16 protein-coding genes are annotated in these 20,922 nt (G+C 41.4%); 7 read left to right on the forward strand and 9 right to left on the reverse strand.

The genetic code is table 11. The features are described 5' to 3' along the window. Positions 1-15 precede the first annotated feature (15 nt). The 6 genes from BUC20_RS21655 to BUC20_RS21680 all read right to left on the reverse strand — a co-directional run bounded on the left by BUC20_RS21655 (position 16) and on the right by BUC20_RS21680 (position 5,026). Entirely contained in the window at positions 16-852 is an 837-nt protein-coding gene (locus BUC20_RS21655; RefSeq protein WP_073233130.1) for a hypothetical protein, read from the reverse strand. A gap of 103 nt (positions 853-955) precedes the next feature. Beyond that, positions 956-1,459, reverse strand: coding sequence for a hypothetical protein (locus tag BUC20_RS21660; RefSeq protein ID WP_143166874.1), 504 nt, complete (start codon positions 1,457-1,459; stop codon positions 956-958). A gap of 444 nt (positions 1,460-1,903) precedes the next feature. After that, positions 1,904-2,503: a DUF4082 domain-containing protein gene (locus BUC20_RS21665; RefSeq protein ID WP_073233132.1), complete on the reverse strand. Its 600-nt coding sequence runs from the start codon at positions 2,501-2,503 to the stop codon at positions 1,904-1,906. Between the two features lie 82 nt (positions 2,504-2,585). Next, on the reverse strand, positions 2,586-3,326 hold the full coding sequence (locus tag BUC20_RS21670) for an endonuclease/exonuclease/phosphatase family protein (protein WP_234994571.1): 741 nt from the start codon (positions 3,324-3,326) through the stop codon (positions 2,586-2,588). Positions 3,327-3,446: 120 nt separating this feature from the next. After that, entirely contained in the window at positions 3,447-4,667 is a 1,221-nt protein-coding gene (locus BUC20_RS21675; RefSeq protein WP_073233134.1) for an MFS transporter, read from the reverse strand. Positions 4,668-4,684: 17 nt separating this feature from the next. Then, positions 4,685-5,026 (reverse strand): DUF1801 domain-containing protein, encoded by a 342-nt coding sequence (locus tag BUC20_RS21680; protein WP_073233135.1) that lies wholly within the window; start codon positions 5,024-5,026, stop codon positions 4,685-4,687. A 398-nt stretch (positions 5,027-5,424) separates the two neighbouring features. Between BUC20_RS21680 and clpB the strand changes: the two genes are divergently transcribed. The 3 genes from clpB (at position 5,425) to BUC20_RS21695 (ending at position 9,603) form a co-directional block, all read left to right on the forward strand. Then, positions 5,425-8,019 (forward strand): ATP-dependent chaperone ClpB, encoded by a 2,595-nt coding sequence (gene clpB / locus BUC20_RS21685; RefSeq protein WP_073233136.1) that lies wholly within the window; start codon positions 5,425-5,427, stop codon positions 8,017-8,019. A gap of 157 nt (positions 8,020-8,176) precedes the next feature. Continuing rightward, a complete protein-coding gene (locus BUC20_RS21690) occupies positions 8,177-8,851 on the forward strand; it encodes an outer membrane beta-barrel protein (RefSeq protein WP_073233137.1) in 675 nt (224 codons plus the stop codon). 92 nt (positions 8,852-8,943) lie between these two features. Then, positions 8,944-9,603 carry an outer membrane beta-barrel protein gene (locus BUC20_RS21695; RefSeq protein WP_073233138.1) on the forward strand — a complete coding sequence of 220 codons (660 nt, stop codon included), beginning with the start codon at positions 8,944-8,946 and terminating at the stop codon, positions 9,601-9,603. Positions 9,604-9,712: 109 nt separating this feature from the next. Here BUC20_RS21695 and BUC20_RS21700 read toward each other — a convergent pair whose 3' ends face one another. Next, positions 9,713-10,915 (reverse strand): MFS transporter, encoded by a 1,203-nt coding sequence (locus tag BUC20_RS21700; RefSeq protein ID WP_073233958.1) that lies wholly within the window; start codon positions 10,913-10,915, stop codon positions 9,713-9,715. A gap of 138 nt (positions 10,916-11,053) precedes the next feature. Between BUC20_RS21700 and BUC20_RS21705 the strand changes: the two genes are divergently transcribed. Further along, a complete protein-coding gene (locus BUC20_RS21705) occupies positions 11,054-13,339 on the forward strand; it encodes a glycosyltransferase family 4 protein (protein WP_073233139.1) in 2,286 nt (761 codons plus the stop codon). A gap of 2 nt (positions 13,340-13,341) precedes the next feature. Continuing rightward, positions 13,342-14,355, forward strand: coding sequence for a glycosyltransferase family 4 protein (locus BUC20_RS21710; protein WP_073233140.1), 1,014 nt, complete (start codon positions 13,342-13,344; stop codon positions 14,353-14,355). Here the strand turns inward: BUC20_RS21710 and BUC20_RS21715 are convergent. Further along, positions 14,345-15,895, reverse strand: a complete 1,551-nt coding sequence (locus BUC20_RS21715; RefSeq protein WP_073233141.1) for a glycoside hydrolase family 130 protein — start codon at positions 15,893-15,895, stop codon at positions 14,345-14,347. The genes BUC20_RS21710 and BUC20_RS21715 overlap by 11 nt on opposite strands. A gap of 426 nt (positions 15,896-16,321) precedes the next feature. On the opposite strand from BUC20_RS21715, the gene BUC20_RS21720 reads away from it, so the two are divergent. Next, positions 16,322-16,963 (forward strand): outer membrane beta-barrel protein, encoded by a 642-nt coding sequence (locus BUC20_RS21720; protein ID WP_073233961.1) that lies wholly within the window; start codon positions 16,322-16,324, stop codon positions 16,961-16,963. Between the two features lie 132 nt (positions 16,964-17,095). Continuing rightward, a complete protein-coding gene (locus BUC20_RS21725) occupies positions 17,096-18,199 on the forward strand; it encodes a C1 family peptidase (RefSeq protein WP_073233142.1) in 1,104 nt (367 codons plus the stop codon). A 109-nt stretch (positions 18,200-18,308) separates the two neighbouring features. Here the strand turns inward: BUC20_RS21725 and BUC20_RS21730 are convergent, their stop codons facing one another. Continuing rightward, positions 18,309-20,813 carry a S9 family peptidase gene (locus BUC20_RS21730; protein ID WP_084529139.1) on the reverse strand — a complete coding sequence of 835 codons (2,505 nt, stop codon included), beginning with the start codon at positions 20,811-20,813 and terminating at the stop codon, positions 18,309-18,311. Positions 20,814-20,922 lie beyond the last annotated feature (109 nt).

A 20,922-nucleotide genomic window follows, 5' to 3' on the forward strand; every position in this document is an offset into this window, starting at 1 on the left:
TTAATGTGGGATTGCTCAGCAGGCCATCGGTTCATAATTTAAACCTTTGATCTTATTTTGTTCCAACAACCGATATAACTTCTGAGAAATGATGATCGCCCTGACCGTAAAACCCCCGCCACCAAAATGCTCTTTAGTCATAAAAAAATCAAGATCACCAGGTGCCGACTTAAAGTCAGGATAAAACCCTTCTCCTTTCAGGATGTATTTATTGATTCCCCATTGCTCTACTTTTTCTATTTCATTAACATGATGGTTATTGATATCCAGATCAGCATTAGATATACCCTGAGGAAGAATCTGCAGTACCTTTTTCAGTTCTCTTTTTGTTTTATACTCCAGTACAGGCATAGATTTTATCCCCAGAGGCTGAAATATGGTTTTATAAATTTCGGGCCTGACAAAGATGGAATCCTGTATCCAGAAAGCGGAACCAACTGACGAACTGCCCCAATGAGGCTCCTTTTTCAATTGATAACTCCCGATTTGTTTTCCTTTCAGCAGACCAAATTCCGGGTCTTTATTTTCAATTTCAAAAACGTCCTTTAAATAAGGATACAGATCAAAAGGAAATTCATATCCCGCCGATTCCGGTTGAGGATAGCCGATCAATTTAGCCGGATAAACATGCAGAAATGAAGAATTACGCCTGTCTTCTTCCGAAAATTCAGTTTCCAGGCTGATTGCATGATCCCATTCTTCAGCAATGATCTTCTTGACCACACCAAGTCTGGCATGGTCGACATCAAGAAGAAAGGCATCAAAACCGGGCACCACATCTATTCCCAGCGTTCTTAATTTTTCTACTTCCTCCTGATTGAAATCTTTAAATACCCGATACCTTACTTTCATCAGAAAATGATAAGAACATTAACCACCAACCTGTTTGCTATTCTCCCATACCTATCATCCGTTTTCATTCCGGTTGCAGCGCCATAACACATTACCGATTTCATTAACATTTGAGGATAAAACCTAAGCTGCCTTTATAGGTGATATTGTAAAATGAGGCCGGTAAGACCTGTTTTTTCATATATACCAGGATTTCATCTTCCAGCTTCTTCTTATCGGTTTCGCTCATTCCGGTACAACTGATATTTTCCCCTTCTTTCAGTGCGCTTTGAATTTTCCCCTGACCATCTACGACAAAAGAAAAACTGAACATGATTTTATCACAGCCGGTACAGTCGGATTTAATCCTTTTCGAAGCCAGGAAAGGATTCAGGCAATTGGCCATAAAGTCAATATTGATTTCTGTCCAGTTTAAGGTTCTTGTGTCTTCGTTAACAATTACCGATACGCTATCCTGGATTTTAGGCGGAGTTAAAGTATCCTTTACCGCTGCGGTTTCCGCTATGGTTTTGGCCACAGCATTTGTTTCTTTGGGAGCAGGGCTTTTAGACTGACATGCGGCTAAGATACCTAACAGGCTTAGCCAAAAAAAGAGTGATGGTTTCATCAGCATATATTTTTGCAATGACTATGAAGTGGTCACAACAACTTCATAGTTTCATCTGAGATTAAACATATTTAATTCTTTGAGTCCCTATGGAAATTCCTCCCAATAGCAGGATCCAACCGACAGTTTCGCAATAATTTTGCGCCATCGATGTTTGCCTTAAGATTAAAAAAAATTAAGCTTCAGGCCAATCGTTAAAATTCTGATCAGTAGGAAACATGGGCTTTCGGATACAAAACCATAAAGAAATGCCAATGTTAAGGGAATGGGCCCCCGAATCCGGGGAATAGGAATCGTAGAGCACCTGGTACTCTTTTCCTGTAAAATTTAATCTCGCTTTGAAAGCCATAGGTTTAAAATTTCAAGGTAAAATGTATAATTATCCTAATATACAAATTATCTCAATACACTGACAAAAAGCAGATTAACAAATCATTGTTTTTTTCAATAATGATATTCGAAGTCAATCATCGGCAATAAACTACGGGTACTGATATCAGATATTTCATCACTGAGCAGGGGATTGTGCTCATTGCTAAAGAATCCGTTCGAAAAAGTGACTACATGCTGTTTTAGCGGATATACCGGAGCTCCTTCTTTATTGCTCAGCCAACCAATATAATCGGTCATGTTATGATATGGCCCTCCACCGATATAGGTCCTGCTGATATAATAGGTTTGCTCCGGAGAAATTGCCACCGGGTTTTTCAGGGTAAAATACTGAACAGAAGAAGTGTGTTCCGGTTTCACCAGGCAAGTACTCAGGGCCTTTGTTCTGCCCACCTGCCATAAAGCAATGCGGTAGGTGATCCCGGGCTTCCATGCCTGATATCCGACTTTAGTAATCAGAATAGGCTGTTCTGCATTAAACTGGCAGGCATGGGTTTTCAGGTCCATGGCCACAATACTGCGGTAATCTTTGTTCGAGAGGAAGAGCGCAACCCATGTTCTGAGTGCATAAAAGCACATCGGTGCTTCAGGAAATTGCTGGGCCAGTACAGAAAAAGGAATGCCGGCAAGAGAGGAGATCAACTTTTTCATCATTTTCGTTGTAGGTTTATACGTTCATATCCACCAAAAACAAAAATTGTTACCCTCTGCTTATGATTTTCAGCTCTTCTGCAGATTAATTTAAAGAAAACTCCAGGTATACCGGCACATGATCAGAGATGCGTCTGGCTTCTTTCAGATCAAGGAAATCGGTATAAAAAGGAACGATTCCGGCATCAGTTACCCTCAGCTTGTCTTCCGGATAAAAGAAATTATCATATTCCGAAGCCAGGCAATCATCGTTAATGCAACGTTGCTTCAGCGAGGTTTTCTGTTTTACCATCGCTGAGGTATAGCCCATCTTTCGTAAAGGGTTAAAGACAGTATGAGACTGCGGGAGGTTAAAGTCTCCGCAAAAGATCAGGAGATCATCCGGATAAAGATCAGGAAGGAATTTGAAATACTTGATCTCTGTTTCCGGTTGTTTGGATTTCGGTCGGGCATGGAAAGAGCTTAACGTAAAAGTTTTCTTTCCCGCTTTAAATCTGGCAAAATAAGGCTCTCTGTCGATCATCAGATGATAGTCTTTTTCCAGCCAGGCCTCCCCTATCTTTTTCAGTTTACGGCTCTTCCAGATAAAGGCGTATCGTTCCTTACTATAGCGATCGCTGGAAGTTCCATGACTAAAAGTATATTCCCAGATTGCCCCGTTACGGTTTAACTCTTCTGCCAAGCGGATGACTGCCCTTGGCCCACCATAACCCACTACCACCTCCTGTATGGCCACCACATCGAAATTTCTGATGGTATTGGCAATGAAGGTCAGCTGTTCATCGGTTTTGGACTGACCAAAATCTTTCAGGTTCCAGGAACACACCCTGATTTTTTGCGCGGAAACTTGAAAACAACATAAAACGAACAGGAAAAGCATCGCATTCCTACGAATGCACGAAAAGGACTGTATCAATGAAAACTGGGGTTAAGCGAATATAAAAGGTTATTTAATGGTATTCAACTTCATTTTCTTCATGACAAAGAAAAATCCGATAGCGGTCAGGAGCAATACAATTGCTGTTCCCCACCACAACACAGGAAAGCCGTATAAAGCGGCCACACGGGTTCCCACAAATGGAGAAAACACATGTGCTGCGGAAACGGAAAGTGCATTGATGCCCATATAGGCACCTCTGGTTTTTATGGTAGACCTTTGCAGCGTAATCGTGGCCATAAAAGGCATCGCCAGAATTTCTGCCAGACACAGGACAAACATGGCCATATACAAGACCCACATTCCATGCGCCAGGTTAAGGATCAGGAAGGAAAAGCCACACAACAAGGTTCCCAGCACAATGATATCCCGGGGTGATAAGCGTTTTTCTGCGATGTGCACCAACAGCATTTCCAACAGGAAAACCACCACTCCACTGAAAGCCAGAATCACTCCGATATTGGCTTCAGTCATTTGGTAAACTGCTCTGTAATATAATGGTAAGGTGCTTAAAAGCTGGAAAAAGCAAATGGTAAAGATGGAGCAAAGCAAGCTGAACAGCATAAACAGTACATCCTTATAAGGAGAACGTTCCTTTACCACAGTTTCCTCAACGGTATCGTCAACCGCTTTCTTTTCTACTCCTTTTCTATTCCTGAAATAAATGAAAAACAAAACGGCAGAGAAAAAGGCGGCAACGGCATTTCCATAAAACAGAAAGGTATAGGAAATTGCAGCCAGAAAACCTCCTAATGCGGGACCGATAGAAAAGCCAAGGTTCATCGCCATTCTATTTAAAGAAAAAGAGCGGATGATGTTATCCGGCTTGGAATAGTAGGCAATGGAAACAGAGTTTGCCGGTCTGAAAGTTTCTGAGATCAGGCTGAGTACAAATACGCCCACCGCCAGTTTTACAACCGTATTGAGTTCAGGAAGCAGGAAAAACATAGGTACGGTAAGGATCAGACTAAACAGCTGAACCTTAAAATGTCCTACTTTATCCGTTAGCCATCCTCCGGCAAAAGACCCTGCAACAGCACCAATTCCAAAACAACTCAATACTGTTCCGGTATCTTCCAATGAAAAACTCAAATGATTGATCATGTATACCCCCAGGAAAGGGATCACCATAGCCCCACTCCTGTTGATCAACATCACTAATGCCAGCATCCAGGCTGGCGCCGACAGGCCACGATAAGCATCTAAATATAAACGTAAAAACTCCTTCATCTCTTCTCCTCTGTAAGCTATAAATTCAATGCCTGTTGTAAAATGCTTTCGATCATTTCTACTTCCAGGTCTTTGTTTGGGTCTATCAAAAGGATTTTCATTCTTGCCCTTTTCTCTGTTAACAGTGCGGGGTGATCAAGTTGATTTCCATTGGCCATTCCGATATAAGGTTGTCCGTATTTCTTATGAATCCAGAGGTAACAGTACATTTTACCTTTGACATAGAAAAAGGGCATCCCATACTTCCATTCCGGTTTGATCCTGGAATCCTGCTTTAAGATCAGATCGCTCAAGGCAAGTAAACATCCTCTGATGGGTTCTTCTTTTTTTAAATAAAAGTTTTCCAGGGGAGTCAGCATACCGATCGATTTAAATATCTTTCTGAAGGCGCAAATTTAAGAAGAAAATATCGCCTTTCGGGGCTGAAATGCAATCATTATCGGAAATCAGGATAAATTTCTGATAACGATTACAAAAAGATTTGAGTACATTTATTGATGACCTCATTTTCCTTTAATATGGATCCTCTGGAACTGGGTACTTTGGTAGTCGCGCTGCTGCTCATTGTCTATAGTATAAGGAGAATCCGGGCAAGAAAAAACAGGTAAAGTACTGATCACAAAGGAATTATCAGACAAAATTTCAGCATAAACCACTATTTATCAGACAATTAGTCATCTCTTTTTAATTCCGGCAGACATATTTTCCGATATTTCCTCAAAGAACAATATGGCATTTACTTTGTTTATCTGATAGCATGAACTTCAACAACTTTACTATAAAAGCACAGGAGGCGATTCAACAGGCCTCTGAAATAGCTCAGGGCAATCAGCAGCAGGCTATTGAAACAGCACATATCCTGAAAGGGTTGCTCACTGTTGATGAAAATGTAGTTTCTTATGTTTTAAAGAAATTAAATGTAAACCTGAATGTCTTAAGTCAGCATTTAGACAGTCAGATTGCCAAATTCCCCAAAGTGAGCGGCAGCAGTCCGTACTTAACTTCAGGAAGCAATTCTGCTTTGCAAAAAGCACAGTCTTACCTGAAAGAATTTAAAGATGAATTCGTTTCCGTAGAACACTTATTACTGGGTTTACTCTCGGTAAATGACCATACTTCCAAATTATTAAAAGATCAGGGCGTAACAGAAAAAGACCTTAAAAAAGCAATTGTTGCTCTGAGAGGATCAAGCCATGTAACTGATCAAAATGCGGAAGCCACATACAATGCATTAAACAAATATGCCAGAAACCTGAATGAATATGCAGAATCAGGGAAACTGGATCCGGTAATCGGCCGTGATGAGGAGATCCGCAGGGTGATCCAGATCCTTTCGAGAAGGACAAAAAATAACCCGATCCTGATCGGTGAACCAGGTGTTGGTAAAACAGCCATTGCCGAGGGGATCGCTTTCCGGATCATTAAGGGCGATGTTCCTTCAAATCTGAAGACAAAAACGGTGTTCTCTTTAGATATGGGTGCCTTAATTGCAGGTGCCAAATACAAAGGTGAATTTGAAGAACGCTTAAAAGCAGTGGTAAAAGAGGTGACACAAAGTGATGGTGACATTATTCTGTTTATCGATGAGATCCATACCCTGGTTGGTGCCGGGGGCGGTGAGGGTGCAATGGATGCGGCAAACATTTTGAAACCTGCTTTGGCCCGTGGAGAATTACGTGCGATTGGTGCAACGACCCTGGATGAGTACCAGAAGTATCTGGAAAAAGATAAAGCTTTAGAGCGTCGTTTCCAGAAAGTAATGGTCAATGAACCGGATACCCAGGATGCGATTTCCATCCTCCGCGGATTAAAAGAACGCTATGAGACCCACCATAAGGTGCGGATTAAGGATGAAGCAATCATTGCCGCGGTAGAATTGTCGCAACGTTATATTGCAGATCGTTTTTTACCGGATAAAGCCATCGATTTAATGGATGAAGCGGCTTCTAAACTCCGCCTGGAAATGGACAGTGTTCCTGAAAAGGTAGATGAACTGGACCGTAAAATCATGCAGCTGGAAATTGAACGCGAGGCGATCAAAAGAGAGAACGATGATAAAAAAGTGAAATCTCTTGGAGAGGAGATTGCCAACCTATCTGCAGAACGTGATGAACTGAAAGCCAAATGGCAAAGTGAAAAAGACCTGGTAGACGGAATAAATACGGAAATCGAGCAAATAGAAAATTATAAACTGGAAGCTGAGCAGGCTGAACGTGCAGGTGATTATGGCAAGGTAGCGGAAATCCGTTATGGGAAAGTTAAAGAGGCTCAGGATAAGGTAGAAAAGCTGAAAGCAGAACTGGAAGGTCAGCAGACAGAAAGCAGGATGCTGAAAGAAGAAGTAACGGCAGATGACATTGCAGGTGTGGTTGCCCGCTGGACAGGCATTCCGGTTACTAAACTGGTATCCAGTGAAAGGGAAAAACTATTACACCTTGAAGATGAGTTGCACAAACGTGTAGCAGGTCAGGATGAAGCCATAGAAGCGATCTCTGATGCCATCCGCAGGTCGAGGGCCGGATTACAGGATAAACGTAAACCTATTGGCTCTTTCATCTTTCTTGGAACGACCGGGGTCGGTAAAACAGAGCTGGCCAAAGCATTGGCGGAATTCCTCTTTAATGACGAGAATGCGATGACGAGGATTGACATGAGTGAATATCAGGAACGCCATGCCGTATCCAGACTGATCGGAGCGCCTCCGGGATATGTGGGGTATGATGAAGGCGGACAACTGACAGAAGCTGTACGCAGAAAGCCCTATTCAGTGGTGTTATTGGATGAGATTGAAAAAGCCCATCCGGATGTATTCAATATCCTGTTACAGGTGCTGGATGATGGCCGTTTAACAGATAACAAAGGCCGGGTGGTGAATTTCAAAAACACGATCATTATCATGACTTCCAATATTGGTTCTCATTTGATTCAGGATAACTTTAAAAAACTGGACGATGAAAACCGTGATGAGGTGATTGCCAAGACCAAAAACGAATTGTTCGAACTGCTGAAACAAACCATCAGACCGGAGTTTCTAAACCGGATAGATGAACTGATCATGTTTACTCCATTGAACCGCAGCGAAATCAGGAACATCGTTGACCTGCAGTTCAGACATGTCCAGGAAACCCTGGCCGAAATGGGGGTTGAGATTGAAGCTTCAGTAGAAGCCCTGGATTGGCTGGCAGAACTGGGATATGATCCTCAATTTGGTGCAAGGCCTTTAAAACGGGTGATTCAGAAAAGAATTCTGAATGAACTGTCTAAGGAGATATTATCCGGAAAGATCGATAAGGACAGCAAAATCAAACTTGACACATTTGATCACAAATTTGTCTTTTTAAATAACGAATAACATTTAGATACATAAATTTTAGTCAGGATAATTAAGGTTTCGTAATCACCTTAATCATCCTGACTTTTTTTATGATTTGTTTATACAATTTTCACAACAGCATATTTAATTCAATAAATTTTAATTAATATTGCTATACACAAATGAAATCAACAGTATGAACAAAAAATTAATCATCGCGGCCGCGCTATGCGGTCTCGCGCTCGGTTCCCGCGCGCAAACAGAAAAAGGGAGTTTCCTCTTAGGTGGGGATTTCAATTTCCACAGTAAAAGGGACAAGGATGATGCTCCCCGAACCAACTCTTTCGGGCTGGGGCCAAAATTCGGTTACTTTATCAGTGACAATTTTGCCATTGGTTTGGGTGCCTCTTATTTTTACAGTAATCAGGAATCATGGACTACAGATGATCAGGGACCAGAAGGACCTATCAGGAAATTCAACAATGGATTTCGGCAATCTGGTTTTAACATCGCCCCTTTTGTCCGTCATTATATTGATTTAAATGCTAAGTTTAAATTCTTCAGTAACCTTTCAGTTTCTGCAGGAAAAAGCTGGGGTAGATCTCTGGGTGAACCAACAACAAATAACTATTTATCAAAGTTTGAGTTAAAGTATTACGGAGCAACTCTCTCGCCTGGCTTTGTCTTCTTCCCTACAAAAAAAATAGCCATCGAACTTTCCACGACTTTGATCAGTTACCATAGGTCTGAAGACACTTTTAAGTACGATCCGAACAATGTCAATACCTTATACGTACCTCAGATAAGGCATATGTTTCAGTTTGGGTTAAGTACCATTCAACCTGCCATTGGCGTAAATTATCATTTTTAATTTCTATCCGACAAATTCACAGGACTACCCTAATGCTACGAAAACAGCATTTAAAGGCGTAGATCTCAAAATTAAACACACAAAATCAATATATGAAAACAAAATTAGTGATCACCCTTGCACTCAGCATTTTTACATTAGCTTCAAATGCTCAAACAGAAAAAGGAAACTTTTTAATAGGAGGCAGTATAGGCTATTCTACAGCTAAGAGCAGCGCAGGTAGTAGTAGTCAGTCCCACAGGTCAACCGCTTACACCATCTCCCCTAAAATAGGTTATTTCATAGATAACAATTTTGCCATAGGAACCAAATTACAGTATTCAGCAAATAAATCCAACTACAGTAATCGTAATTACCAAAATGGAATACCTGGTGAATGGACATATAACGTAGACCGAACCGATTCTTACGGGATCAGTCCTTTTGTCCGTTACTACGTTAACATTACGGATATATTAAAGTTTTATGGAGAATTCGAGATGTCTTTTGAGACTGGAAAATCAAAAAGTAAAAACGACAAGGGTGAAATGATCACCAAAGACAAGTTCAATAATTACCGTCCGGCAATCAGCCCGGGTCTGGTCCTTTTCCCTTCAAAAAAATGGGCTATTGAATTTTCTTTCCCCTTAGTTAGTTATGAAAAAAGAACTTTTTCCAGAATTTCAGGGCAGGAGGAAAAAGCCAGTACTAACTCGTTTAACTTCGGCTTGAATACATTTGCTCCAAAATTAGGCCTGAACTATCATTTTTAGTCCGAAAACTGATCTGAACGATTGTTTTTTCAATCTTCAGCTCCCAAAAAAGCCGGATAGCAAGAGTGCTATCCGGCTTTTTTTAAAGCAATAAGTGCTCAGCAAAGGCTTATTTTTTCGCTTCAATATTGGGAAGAAATCCGGTAAGCAATCCAATCAATGGAAGAAATGAACAGATGTGGAATACATATTCAATGCTTGTGTTATCTGCCAGTTTACCCAGCAAAGCAGAACCTATCCCTCCCATTCCAAAAGCAAATCCAAAGAATAGTCCGGCTACCAGCCCCACTTTCCCCGGAATCAGCTCCTGTGCATACACCAGGATGGCAGAAAAAGCAGAAGCAAGGATCATCCCTATCGGAACGATCAGCACACCTGTCCAGAATAAATTGGCATAAGGGAGCAATAAGGCAAAAGGGGCTGTTCCCAATATAGAGAACCAGATCACGTATTTACGCCCAAAACGGTCTCCAACGGGGCCGCCAACTAAAGTTCCGGCAGCTACAGAAAACAGGAATACAAACAAATATATCTGTGAGCTCTGCACCGATACATGAAACTTATCGATCACATAAAAGGTAAAATAACTCGTCAGACTGGCCATATAAAAATACTTTGAGAAGATCAGCACCAATAAGATCGCTACTGCAAAAATCACTTTATTTCTGGAGAAAGTATTGACTACTGTTTCTACTTTAACCCCTTCTTTGGCTTTTTTCAGCATATGTCCTTTATACCAGTTCCCTACCCTGCTTAAGATCAGAATGGCCAATAAAGCAATCAATGAAAACCAGATGACACTGAATTGTCCGTAAGGAACAATGATCCAGGCCGCAAGTAATGGTCCAAGCGAGCTACCTGCATTTCCACCCAGCTGAAAGATGGACTGTGCCAGCCCCCTTCTTCCGCCAGATGCCGCATGTGCCATTCTGGAAGCCTCAGGATGAAAAATTGAAGATCCTGTTCCGATCAAAGCAACCGCGACCAGCATCATGTAAAAGCCGTTGGAAACAGACAGGATCACCAGACCAAGCAAAGTGAAGCCCATTCCGATCGCCAGGGAATAAGGTTGAGGTTTTTTATCGGTATACATCCCTACAAAAGGCTGGAACAGCGAAGCTGCCATTTGAAACATTAATGTAATCAGTCCGATTTGAGAGAAACTAAGGTGGTAACTTTTTTTAATTACGGGATATATAGCCGGGATTAAAGATTGAATGGTGTCGTTTAAGAGGTGCGAAAAACTAATGGCAAAGAGGATCGGGAAGACAGTATTTTCAACCATTTTCCCCGTAGAAGGAGCAGTATTCATGTCAAAATTATTGTTAGACACAAAGGTATAAACTATTTTGTTTAAGATTTTAACGTTTTTGATACATAAAACAGCAAGAAAAACAAACATTCCCTATTTAGAATTGTTATTAAAGTAGTTCATTCAAATCATATACACATGAAAATCGCTTATATCTCTTCTTATCCACCACGTGAATGCGGAATCGCTACGTTTAATCATAACCTGCTTCGTGCAATAGGTCATGATAAAGTTGCGGTATCCGACGATAGCTTTGTAGTGGCGATGAATGATGCAGAGGGTTTAGATGAATATGAATACCCGAAGGAAGTAAAATACATCATTCGTCAGGAAAACCAGAAAGACTATATCCGCGCGGCAGATTATATCAATACCAGTTTGGCTGATGCCTGTATCCTGGAACACGAATTTGGAATTTATGGTGGTGAAAGCGGCGTTTACATCCTTCCGCTCATTGCCAGATTGAAAAAACCGCTGATCACCATTTTCCATACGATCTTAAAAGATCCCAATTATATGCAGCTGACCATCATCAGGGAGATTGCAAAACACTCTTCCAGAATTGTCGTAATGAGTCATCGGGCTGTTCGATTCTTAACCAGTATTTACGGAATTCCCTTTTCGAAAATACAACTGATAGAACATGGGGTACCTGATCTGGAAGCGAAAGTGGAAAATCCGGTAAAGCAGTCGCTTGCATTCAAAAATAAAAAGGTCTTGTTCACCTTTGGATTGATCAGCAGAAATAAAGGATTAGAGACCGTTATAGAAGCATTGCCTGCAATTGTTGCCCGGCATCCGGATGTGATGTATGTGATCCTGGGTACTACACATCCCGGAGTCGTGAAGAATTCCGGTGAGGAATACCGCGATAGCCTGAAGCGGCTTGCAAAGAAGCTCAATGTAGAAGCCAACCTTACTTTTATCAATAAATTTGTCTCTGAAGAGGAATTGTTCGACTACCTCACCGCAGCAGACATGTACATCACCCCTTACCTGAACGAAGCACAGATCACCAGCGGAACCTTATCTTATGCTGTAGGCTCCGGCGCTGCGGTCATCTCTACCCCTTACTGGCATGCACAGGAACTACTGGCAGAAGACAGAGGCAGGTTATTTGATTTCAGAGATTCTGAAGGACTGTCTGTCATTGTCAATGAATTGCTTTCAGATGAGGAAAAGCTGAATTTGTTAAAATCCAACGCCTACGAATACGGTTTACATTTACGCTGGCCAAGTACCGGTCAGGTGTTTATTGATGTGCTGGACGAAGCAGTATCGAAATACTTGTCGGAAATGGAAAAAGCGGGTAAGCAAATCATTGATCCGGATATGATGCCTGCCTTTAGTCTGGCTCACATCCAAAGATTAACAGATGATACCGGAATTGTACAACACGCTAAATATGGGATTCCCAACCTGAAAGAAGGATATTGCCTGGACGATAACTCCAGGGCATTGATCCTGGCCATTCTGGCCTATCAGCAAAACAAAAGCAAGGGCGCCCTGGACCTGCTTCCCATTTACCTTAGTTTCATCCAGTACATGCAATGTGAGGACGGGAACTTCAGGAATTTCCTGAGTTTCAAAAGAGAATATCTGGATGAGGTGGGTTCTGAGGATTCTTTCGGCCGTACCGTTTGGGCTTTGGGATACCTCATCAGCAATGCGCCTAACAATTCTTACCGGGAGTTTGCCAAAGACCTGTTCTTAAAATCCGCTGATCACTTTAAAAGATTAACTCACCTGAGAGGGATTGCCAATACCATTATCGGATTGGCGAAATACGTTGAAGCACATCCTTATGATGGCCATATACGGGAACAGATGGACTTGCTTGTTGCTCCTTTAAAGGCTTCCTATAAAGTAAATAAAACCAGTGAATGGCATTGGTTTGAAGAAAAAATGACCTACGACAACGGTATTCTTCCACTCGCTTTGTTTTGCCATTATGAAGTCAGCAAGGACCAGGAATCGCTGGATATTGGTTTGGAAAGCATGGCATTTCTTTCCAAAAAAACATTAGCTGACGGGTATTTAAATCCTGTAGGAAATGATGGATGGCTCTTTAAGGAAAGTCCGGAAATGGCTTTGTACGATCAGCAGGCTATAGAAACCATGGCCATGGTGCTGATGTATTTCAAAGCCTATGAGATCACGGGCAACCTGGATCACATCAAACAAATGTATTTGTGTTACCAGTGGTTCTTAGGAGAAAACAGCCTCCACCTGCCATTGTATGACCACGAAACCAAAGGTTGCGGGGATGGTTTGCAGCCTCATGGTGTGAACCGGAATCAGGGTGCGGAAAGCACGCTGGCCTATTGGATTTCGCACCTGATGGTCCTTAAAGCTTTAGAATCTGAGTACGAGTACATTCAGAGCGGAGATTTGCTTTCTTTTCAAAAAGAAGCCAATATTTAAGGATGAAGATCGCTGTATTAGCACCCGTAGCCTGGAGGACACCTCCAAGGCACTACGGGCCCTGGGAACAAATGGCCTCTAACTTAACGGAAGGATTATTAAACGCCGGGATCGATGTGACGCTCTTTGCTACCGGAGACTCCCTGACTTCCGGAAAGCTGGATGCGGTAATCGGGGAAGGATATGAGGAGAACCGGGAACTGGATGCCAAAGTGGTAGAATGTCTGCACATCAGTAACCTGATGGAAAAAGCCGGGGATTTTGACCTGATCCACAACCATTACGACTTTCTTCCGCTGAGTTATTCGGGTTTGATCAAAACACCTCTGATCACGACTATTCATGGATTTTCTTCTGAAAAGATCATTCCTGTCTATCAGAAATATAATGATCGCGGGTATTACGTTTCCATCAGTGATTCCGACCGTCATCCTTCCCTAAAATATATGAAAACGGTGTATAACGGCATCGACACTTCTGCATTTGTCTTTAATGGGCATCCGGAAGATTATCTTTTATTTTTTGGCAGGATCCATCCGGACAAGGGGACAGCGGAGGCGATACAGATTGCCATTCAAAGCAATAGAAAACTGATCATTGCGGGGATCATTCAGGACCAGGACTATTTCAGAGATCGTGTAGCGCCATTTTTAAACGCCGACATTGAATTTGTAGGTGCAGCCGGACCTGAGCAACGGAACGATTATTTAAGGGGCGCCAGCGCTTTGTTACATCCCATCAGCTTTGAAGAACCTTTTGGATTGAGTGTTGCGGAAGCCATGCTTTGCGGCACTCCTGTGATCGCTTACCAGCGGGGATCGATGCCGGAACTGATCAAACATGGAAAGACGGGATTTTTAGTGAAAGATGTGGAAGCTGCAGTGAATGCGGTAGCCCGGTTGGGAACGATAAAAAGGAAGGATTGCCGGGAATGGGCAATCAGCAGGTTTTCTCAGGAGAGGATGGTAAAGGACTATCTTAACCTCTACCATCAGATCTTATCTTCTATTTCTTAACTTCTTCTTTTAATGTTGTTGTTTCTTTCATTACTACTTTGTCCTTTAATGCTGCTTTTTCCTGCGCGGCAATGGCACATGCAGAGCTTTTCAATTTGTCCAGGACAAGATCGATCTTTACCGAAGCAAAAGAGGAGCAATAATCAGATAGTCCATAAGGAATGATCAGTTCATCATTGTGAATGATCGAGCCGCAGGAATACAGAACATTGGGTACATAACCTTCTCTTTCATCAGTATTAGGAACAACCAATGGCTCATCTAACCTGCCTATTTCAATTGATGGGTCATCGAGGTTAAACAAACTCGCACCTAAACAATAACGGCGCATTGGCCCAACGCCATGGGTAATCACCAGCCATCCGTCTTTCGTTTCTATCGGAGATCCGCAATTGCCGATCTGGATGAATTCCCAGGGGAACATTGGTGACTGCAGTTTTACAGGATTATCCCAGACCGTTAACTTATCAGAGTACATGAGGTAATTGTTCCAGCCATCAATTCTGGACATCATGGCGTATTTCCCATTTATTTTACGCGGGAAAAGTGCAAGGTTCTTATTCTGAGCACCAATTCCATGCAGCGGGCTGATTTTAAAATCATAAAAATCCGTGGTCTGCAGGAGTTTTGGCATAATCATCGCCCCGTCAAAAGCAGTATAGGTGGCGTAATAGATCACCGAACCATCACTTTTCACAAAACGCACAAAGCGGGCATCTTCAATTCCTTTACGCTCAAACTCTGAGATCGGAAAAATAACCCGGTCCGAAATGTCGGTATCCCTCGAAAAGCTGATCTCATGATAGGTATCCGATAACCACAGGATTTTATCGTACTCCAGCTTTCTCAAGTCATCTTCCTGGAGGTTTTTAGTATCAAGAATGATCCTTCTTAAAGTAGCATAATCAAACTTTTCTTCCAGCTTCTTCCCGAGCTCATCCAGGATCTCAATATCAATTTTAGAATCTGCAGCCTTCTTGAGGAACAGTTTCTTGTTGTAGACGGCATTTTTAATGACCTCTGCTTCATCAATATAGTTTCCGGCAGGAATTACCGTAATGTTGTTGTCTTTGTCGATCAGCGCCCTCCTGAAGACTACAGAGGAAATGTGTCCCTCACCTACTGCCCTAAAGCTGATGATGACTCTTTTTTCTCCTTCTACCAGTTCGGACTGATCAGGATCTTCTACAATGGAAGGATTAAAGAAAGCAGCTGATTCTATGGAATATTCATGTGTAAAATAGGAACCAATCAATAGCCGCTGGTATTTATCCAGGGATTCGGGATCAAAACCAGCATCTTTAATGGCATTCACTACTTTCTTACAATGTCTTGTTAAGATTTTGGTAATGTTTCTGTGGCGTTTGGAGTATTCCTGCAATAAGGGGGAAATGATCCCAAACACGTCCTTGTCGGACAGTGCCATTACATGCTTTACTACTTCAACTGCTCTTTCGTCTCCATTGAAAAAGAAACGTGCGATCACTCGTTTTGGATCAGGATATACTTTAACCGGTTTTCGTTCTACTAATAATCTCATGTGTTATTAACGTTTCAGAAGGGTAAAAAGGTTTTATGAAATTAGAATTATTTTCAAATAAAACAAGATTGATTCTGAGAAAGAGATTTCGTGTATACATCTATTGTCATGACGGGTGTCAGAATATGTGTCAGGATGTGTGCCAAAAAGGACACAAAACAGGCTGACAATATTACAAAATAAGTCAAACTGACTACATCATTTCAAGACCCTAAAATGACAAACCTCAGGCGTTTGTCATTGCAAAATAATAATGATTTTTTAACATTTTCTTTATCCACTTATCAATTAACAAGTTAGGCAAAAACACCTGTTTGTGGCACATCAGTATATATTTCATTTGGCACATCTGTTGACTATATGACATCAATGGTCAGAATATATAAAACAAAAGATGGCCAGTTTTATCAATTAAAAAATAAGAAGATGAAAAAATTATTATTATCATTAGTTGCAGTTTCTGCATTTGCTTTTAGTTCTCAGGCACAAACTGAAAAAGGAAAAATTATGGTAGGTGGTAATGTTGCATTCGATACGAAAAAGACAGATGCTTCCGGCGCAAAATCAAACACAAATTTCCAGATCGTTCCAAGCGTTGGTTATTTTGTAGCAGATAACTTTGCAGTAGGTACTGGTATTGGTTATGGTTACAGCAAAACAAATGGCATCGCTGTAGCTGACGGTGCAGCAGCTATATTAGGCAACAAAAACAGTTCATTTATCGTAAGCCCTTTTGGTCGTTATTACGCAAACCTTTCTGAGTCTTTCAAATTTTTCGGACAATTATCAGTTCCAATGGCATTTGGTAAAGACAAAGCAGTAGATGCTAACGGTAACACTGGTGCTAAAACAGGTACGACTACAGAAATTGGTGTTGCATTATCTCCAGGTTTTGCCTTCTACCCTACCAAGAAAATCGGTATCGAGTTTGCATTAAACGGATTGAACTACAACAACCTTCGTAAAGAAGATGGAAATGGCAACAAAGTTAAAGGTGCTGGTTATGATGAGTTCAGCTTCGGTGCGAACTTCTTCTCTCCAAAACTTGGTATACAATTACACTTTTAAGCAGCTCTACTTAATTTAGATTTGGTTAGATAGACAGGCCCGGGCAAATTGTCCGGGCCTGTTTTTTTTATGGATTTTTTTCTAATTTTAGCGATGAAAGCAGTTCATTGCTGCGGCTAAACTTATATATTCATGAACAAAATACTTTTAATCGCCTGTGGCATCGGGTTCTCATTTTCCGTAAATGCTCAGGAAAGTCCTTTAAAAACCATAAAGGACAACGCGACAACAACTGTTAAAAATCAGGGACAAACAGGAACCTGCTGGAACTATTCTACCACTTCATTGATTGAGTCGGAAGAAATGCGCAAAGGATTGGGCGAATTTAACCTTTCCGAGATGTATACGGCCCGCAACATTTACATTGAAAAAGCTAAAAATTATATACTCCGTCAGGGGAAGGCACAATTTGGAGAAGGTGGATTAGGGCATGACCTGATTCGTGCGGTTTCCTTATATGGTGCCATGCCTCAGGAAGCTTTTCAGGGAGCAACAGGGGAAATTCCTAACCATACCGGCCTGGAAGAAGCCTTAAAGACTTACCTGGATCAGGTTTTGAAAAAACGTCCTCTTGATGCGAATTGGCTAAAAGGATATGAAGAGATCCTGGATAAAAAAGTAGGTACACCTCCTGCTACTTTTGATTATAAAGGGAAAAATTACACGGCAAAGAGTTTTGCGAAAGAGGTATTGAAGTTTGATGCAAATGATTATGTGAACATTTCTTCTTTTACCCATCATCCTTATTATTCTTCATTTATACTGGAAGCGCCTGATAATTTCGCAAACGGATCTTTTTACAACCTTCCGCTTGATGAAATGGTAAACCTTACCAAAACGGCGCTTAAAGATGGGTATACGGTAATGTGGGATGCGGATGTGAGCAGCAAGAATTTCCAGCAAAAGAAAGGTTATGCGATGATGTTTGCAGATGATGCAGATGTAAAAGCAGAAAAGCTGAACCCTAATGCAAAAGAAACCGCTTATTCTGCAGAGTTGCGTCAGCAATTGTATGAAGACCTGACGACTCAGGATGATCATTTAATGCACCTTACAGGATTGGATCAGTCCAGTGATGGGAAATACTTCTTTAAAGTTAAGAATTCATGGGGTGATGTAGGCCCGTTTAAAGGATATATTGAAGTTTCAGAACCTTACTTTGCGATTAACACGGTTAGTTTAGTGGTGCCGAAGGCGGCGCTGTCTAAGGAATTGAAAAAGAAATTAGGGCTGTAAGTTCTAGTGCCGACTTAAAATAAAATAACCAATGCGCTTTAAGGACATGCAAATCTTTCTTTCAAAGGATTTGAGGATGCAAAGCGCATTGGTTATTTTAAAGTCAGGATTATTTTTTCTGTTCTATTTCTCTCTGCATCTCCAACACATCTATCTGATCTGTTTGTGAAAAATCACCAATCAGGTATTTATTGAAATGATCAGCGAGCTTCCAGAAAGTATACTCTGTTAAATCGCCGAAACCATGACGCTGTCCCGGTACAATTACAAATTCAAACCTTTTGCCAGCTTTCATCAACGCATTTGCTACCCTGATCGTATTTGCCGGGTGTACGTTGTTGTCAATATCACCAGTCATCAACATCAAATGCCCTTTCAGGTTTTTAACCAGATCAGGATTTTTATCAATGCTGTATTTGAAAGTGGTGTCTCCCTTTGCAGAGACAATTTCTTTCACACCATGGTGTTTTTCACTCCACCAGCGGTTGTAAATGCTATTGTCGTGGTTACCTGCATTCGATACGGCAGCTTTAAAGAAATCAGGATAAACAAGCATTGCTGCTGTTGACATAAAACCACCACCAGAGTGCCCTGTGATTCCTACCCTGCTTGCATCAATAAAAGGATTTTTATCCGCTAACTGCTCTACCGCAGCCTTTTTATCTGCCAATCCATAATCACGCAGGTTTCCATAACCAAAGGTATGGTACCATTTAGATCTTGCAGGATTACCTCCACGGTTTCCAACAGTGATTACAATGTACCCGAATTGAGCTAAGCGCTCTGTTCTGTCCATACTCTTGCTAAAAGCCTTATTAACCGCTTCAGTTTGAGGTCCTGGATAAACATACTCTATGATTGGGTATTTCTTATTGGGATCAAAATCGAAAGGTTTGTACATCACCCCATAAATATCGGTGATGCCATCATCTGCTTTTACTTTGAAGGGTTCAGGGAATTTATATCCGGTAGCCATCAAAAGAGACAGATCAGTAGTTTCCAGGTTCATCACCACTCTTCCATTGTTGTCCATCACCACTGCTTTAGGTGCGGTATTTACCCTCGAGAAGTTATCTACAAAGAATTTGGCCTCATCGTTCATGCTAATCGCATGATCAAAATCACCCGGGTTTAACAGCTTTATGCCAGAACCATCAAAATTGATGCGGTATAAATGTACGTAGTAAGGATCTTCTTTGCTTTCTCTACCATTGGCAGTAAAATACAACACCCTGTTTTTCTCATCAATATTGACGATTTCTTCACAATGGAATGCACCTTTGGTGATTTGATTTTTCAGTTTCCCGGCAGCATCAAACAGGTAAAAATGTCCCCATCCATCACGTTCAGACCAATGGATTAATTCTTTACCGTCGTTTACCAACCCAGGGCGGTTCACTTCCACATAGGTATTGAAACGCTCGTCAATCAATGGAGAAACTTTACCCGTATGGATATCCACGGTACACACATCTACCCTTTTCAAGTCTCTGCTGGTCCGGGAGAAATAGATTTTACTGTTGTTCCCCAACCAGATGGAAGGTCTGAATTCGTTGTCTCTGTCTTTATTTAATGAAGGTGCTCCCCAGGCAGAAACACTCTGATCTTTAAAGGCAGCAGTGTTTAGTTTTTTATAGGTTTTAGCCGTAAAATCAAAAAGTAACATCTCATCGATTGGCGCTTCGGCCTCCCCCGGCATCTGGTACTTATAAGTTTCCAATGTTGGTCTTCCTGCACTGATGTTGTTGATTACCCAAAGGTCTTTTACTTTTCGGCTATCGGTTCTGTTTAAGACAAAATATTTAGAGTTTGGCGACCATAACACATAAGCCCTTCTTCTCTTTTTGTTGTTCTTTTCATTTTCTTCGTTGTTTTCCCCATCGCCATTACTGCCGTAGGAATAGAACTTCAGTCCGTCTTTGGTCAGCTGATTTTCTACAATGGTACTATCCTCTTCGTTCTTAACCGCTTTTTTATAATTCTCTTTATCCATCCAGTACAGGTTATAGTTTCTGGTAAAGATGATGGCAGAAGAATCCGGAGCCACCGAACCCCAGGTTGGTTTTGCTTTAGGCTTCGCGTAGTTTGAAACTTCGGTTAGTTTTGCCGTAGCCAATACATAATTGAAGAAATAAATCTTTTTCTGCATGGAATCTGCAGCTTTTTTATCTTTTCTGTCCTTCTTCAGTTCATCTACAGAGCTCTTCAATTCAAAAGTAACCGCTTTCTCATCGCTGGAGAATTTCAGGTTTTCTAAAGGGAGGTGCTGTGCATCAAAGGGGTCACGAACAATCATCGTAATCTCTGCAGCAAGCTTTGCATTGTCAAATATTTTCTTTTTGGTCTTTGCAGATGGATCTACCAGATACCATTCTTTTCCTGATGGAGTTTCGTACTCATACCAAAAACGGTTGCTCAGTTTTAGCCAATGTGGATCTACTGCGGTAGAATAGACGATCTTTTTGAGCTTTGCAGGTGAAAATCTGGAGGCCAGCTGGTAATTGGCTTTCGGTGCAGCTACTGTAGACTCTGTAATGGTAAACGTTTTTGTTTGTGCCATGGCACTATACCCCATACAAAGCGACAATAGAAGTGGTGTGTAAAGTTTCTTCATTTGTGCTTTTTAATAAACCGTCTAAATTATTGATTACAGACGGAATAGGAGCGCCTTCTTTGTAATAAATACGATAGTTTTCCAGAAACAGATCTGAACATGAAGGTTT

The organism is Pedobacter caeni (genome assembly GCF_900129215.1).
GTDB lineage: Bacteria > Bacteroidota > Bacteroidia > Sphingobacteriales > Sphingobacteriaceae > Pedobacter > Pedobacter caeni.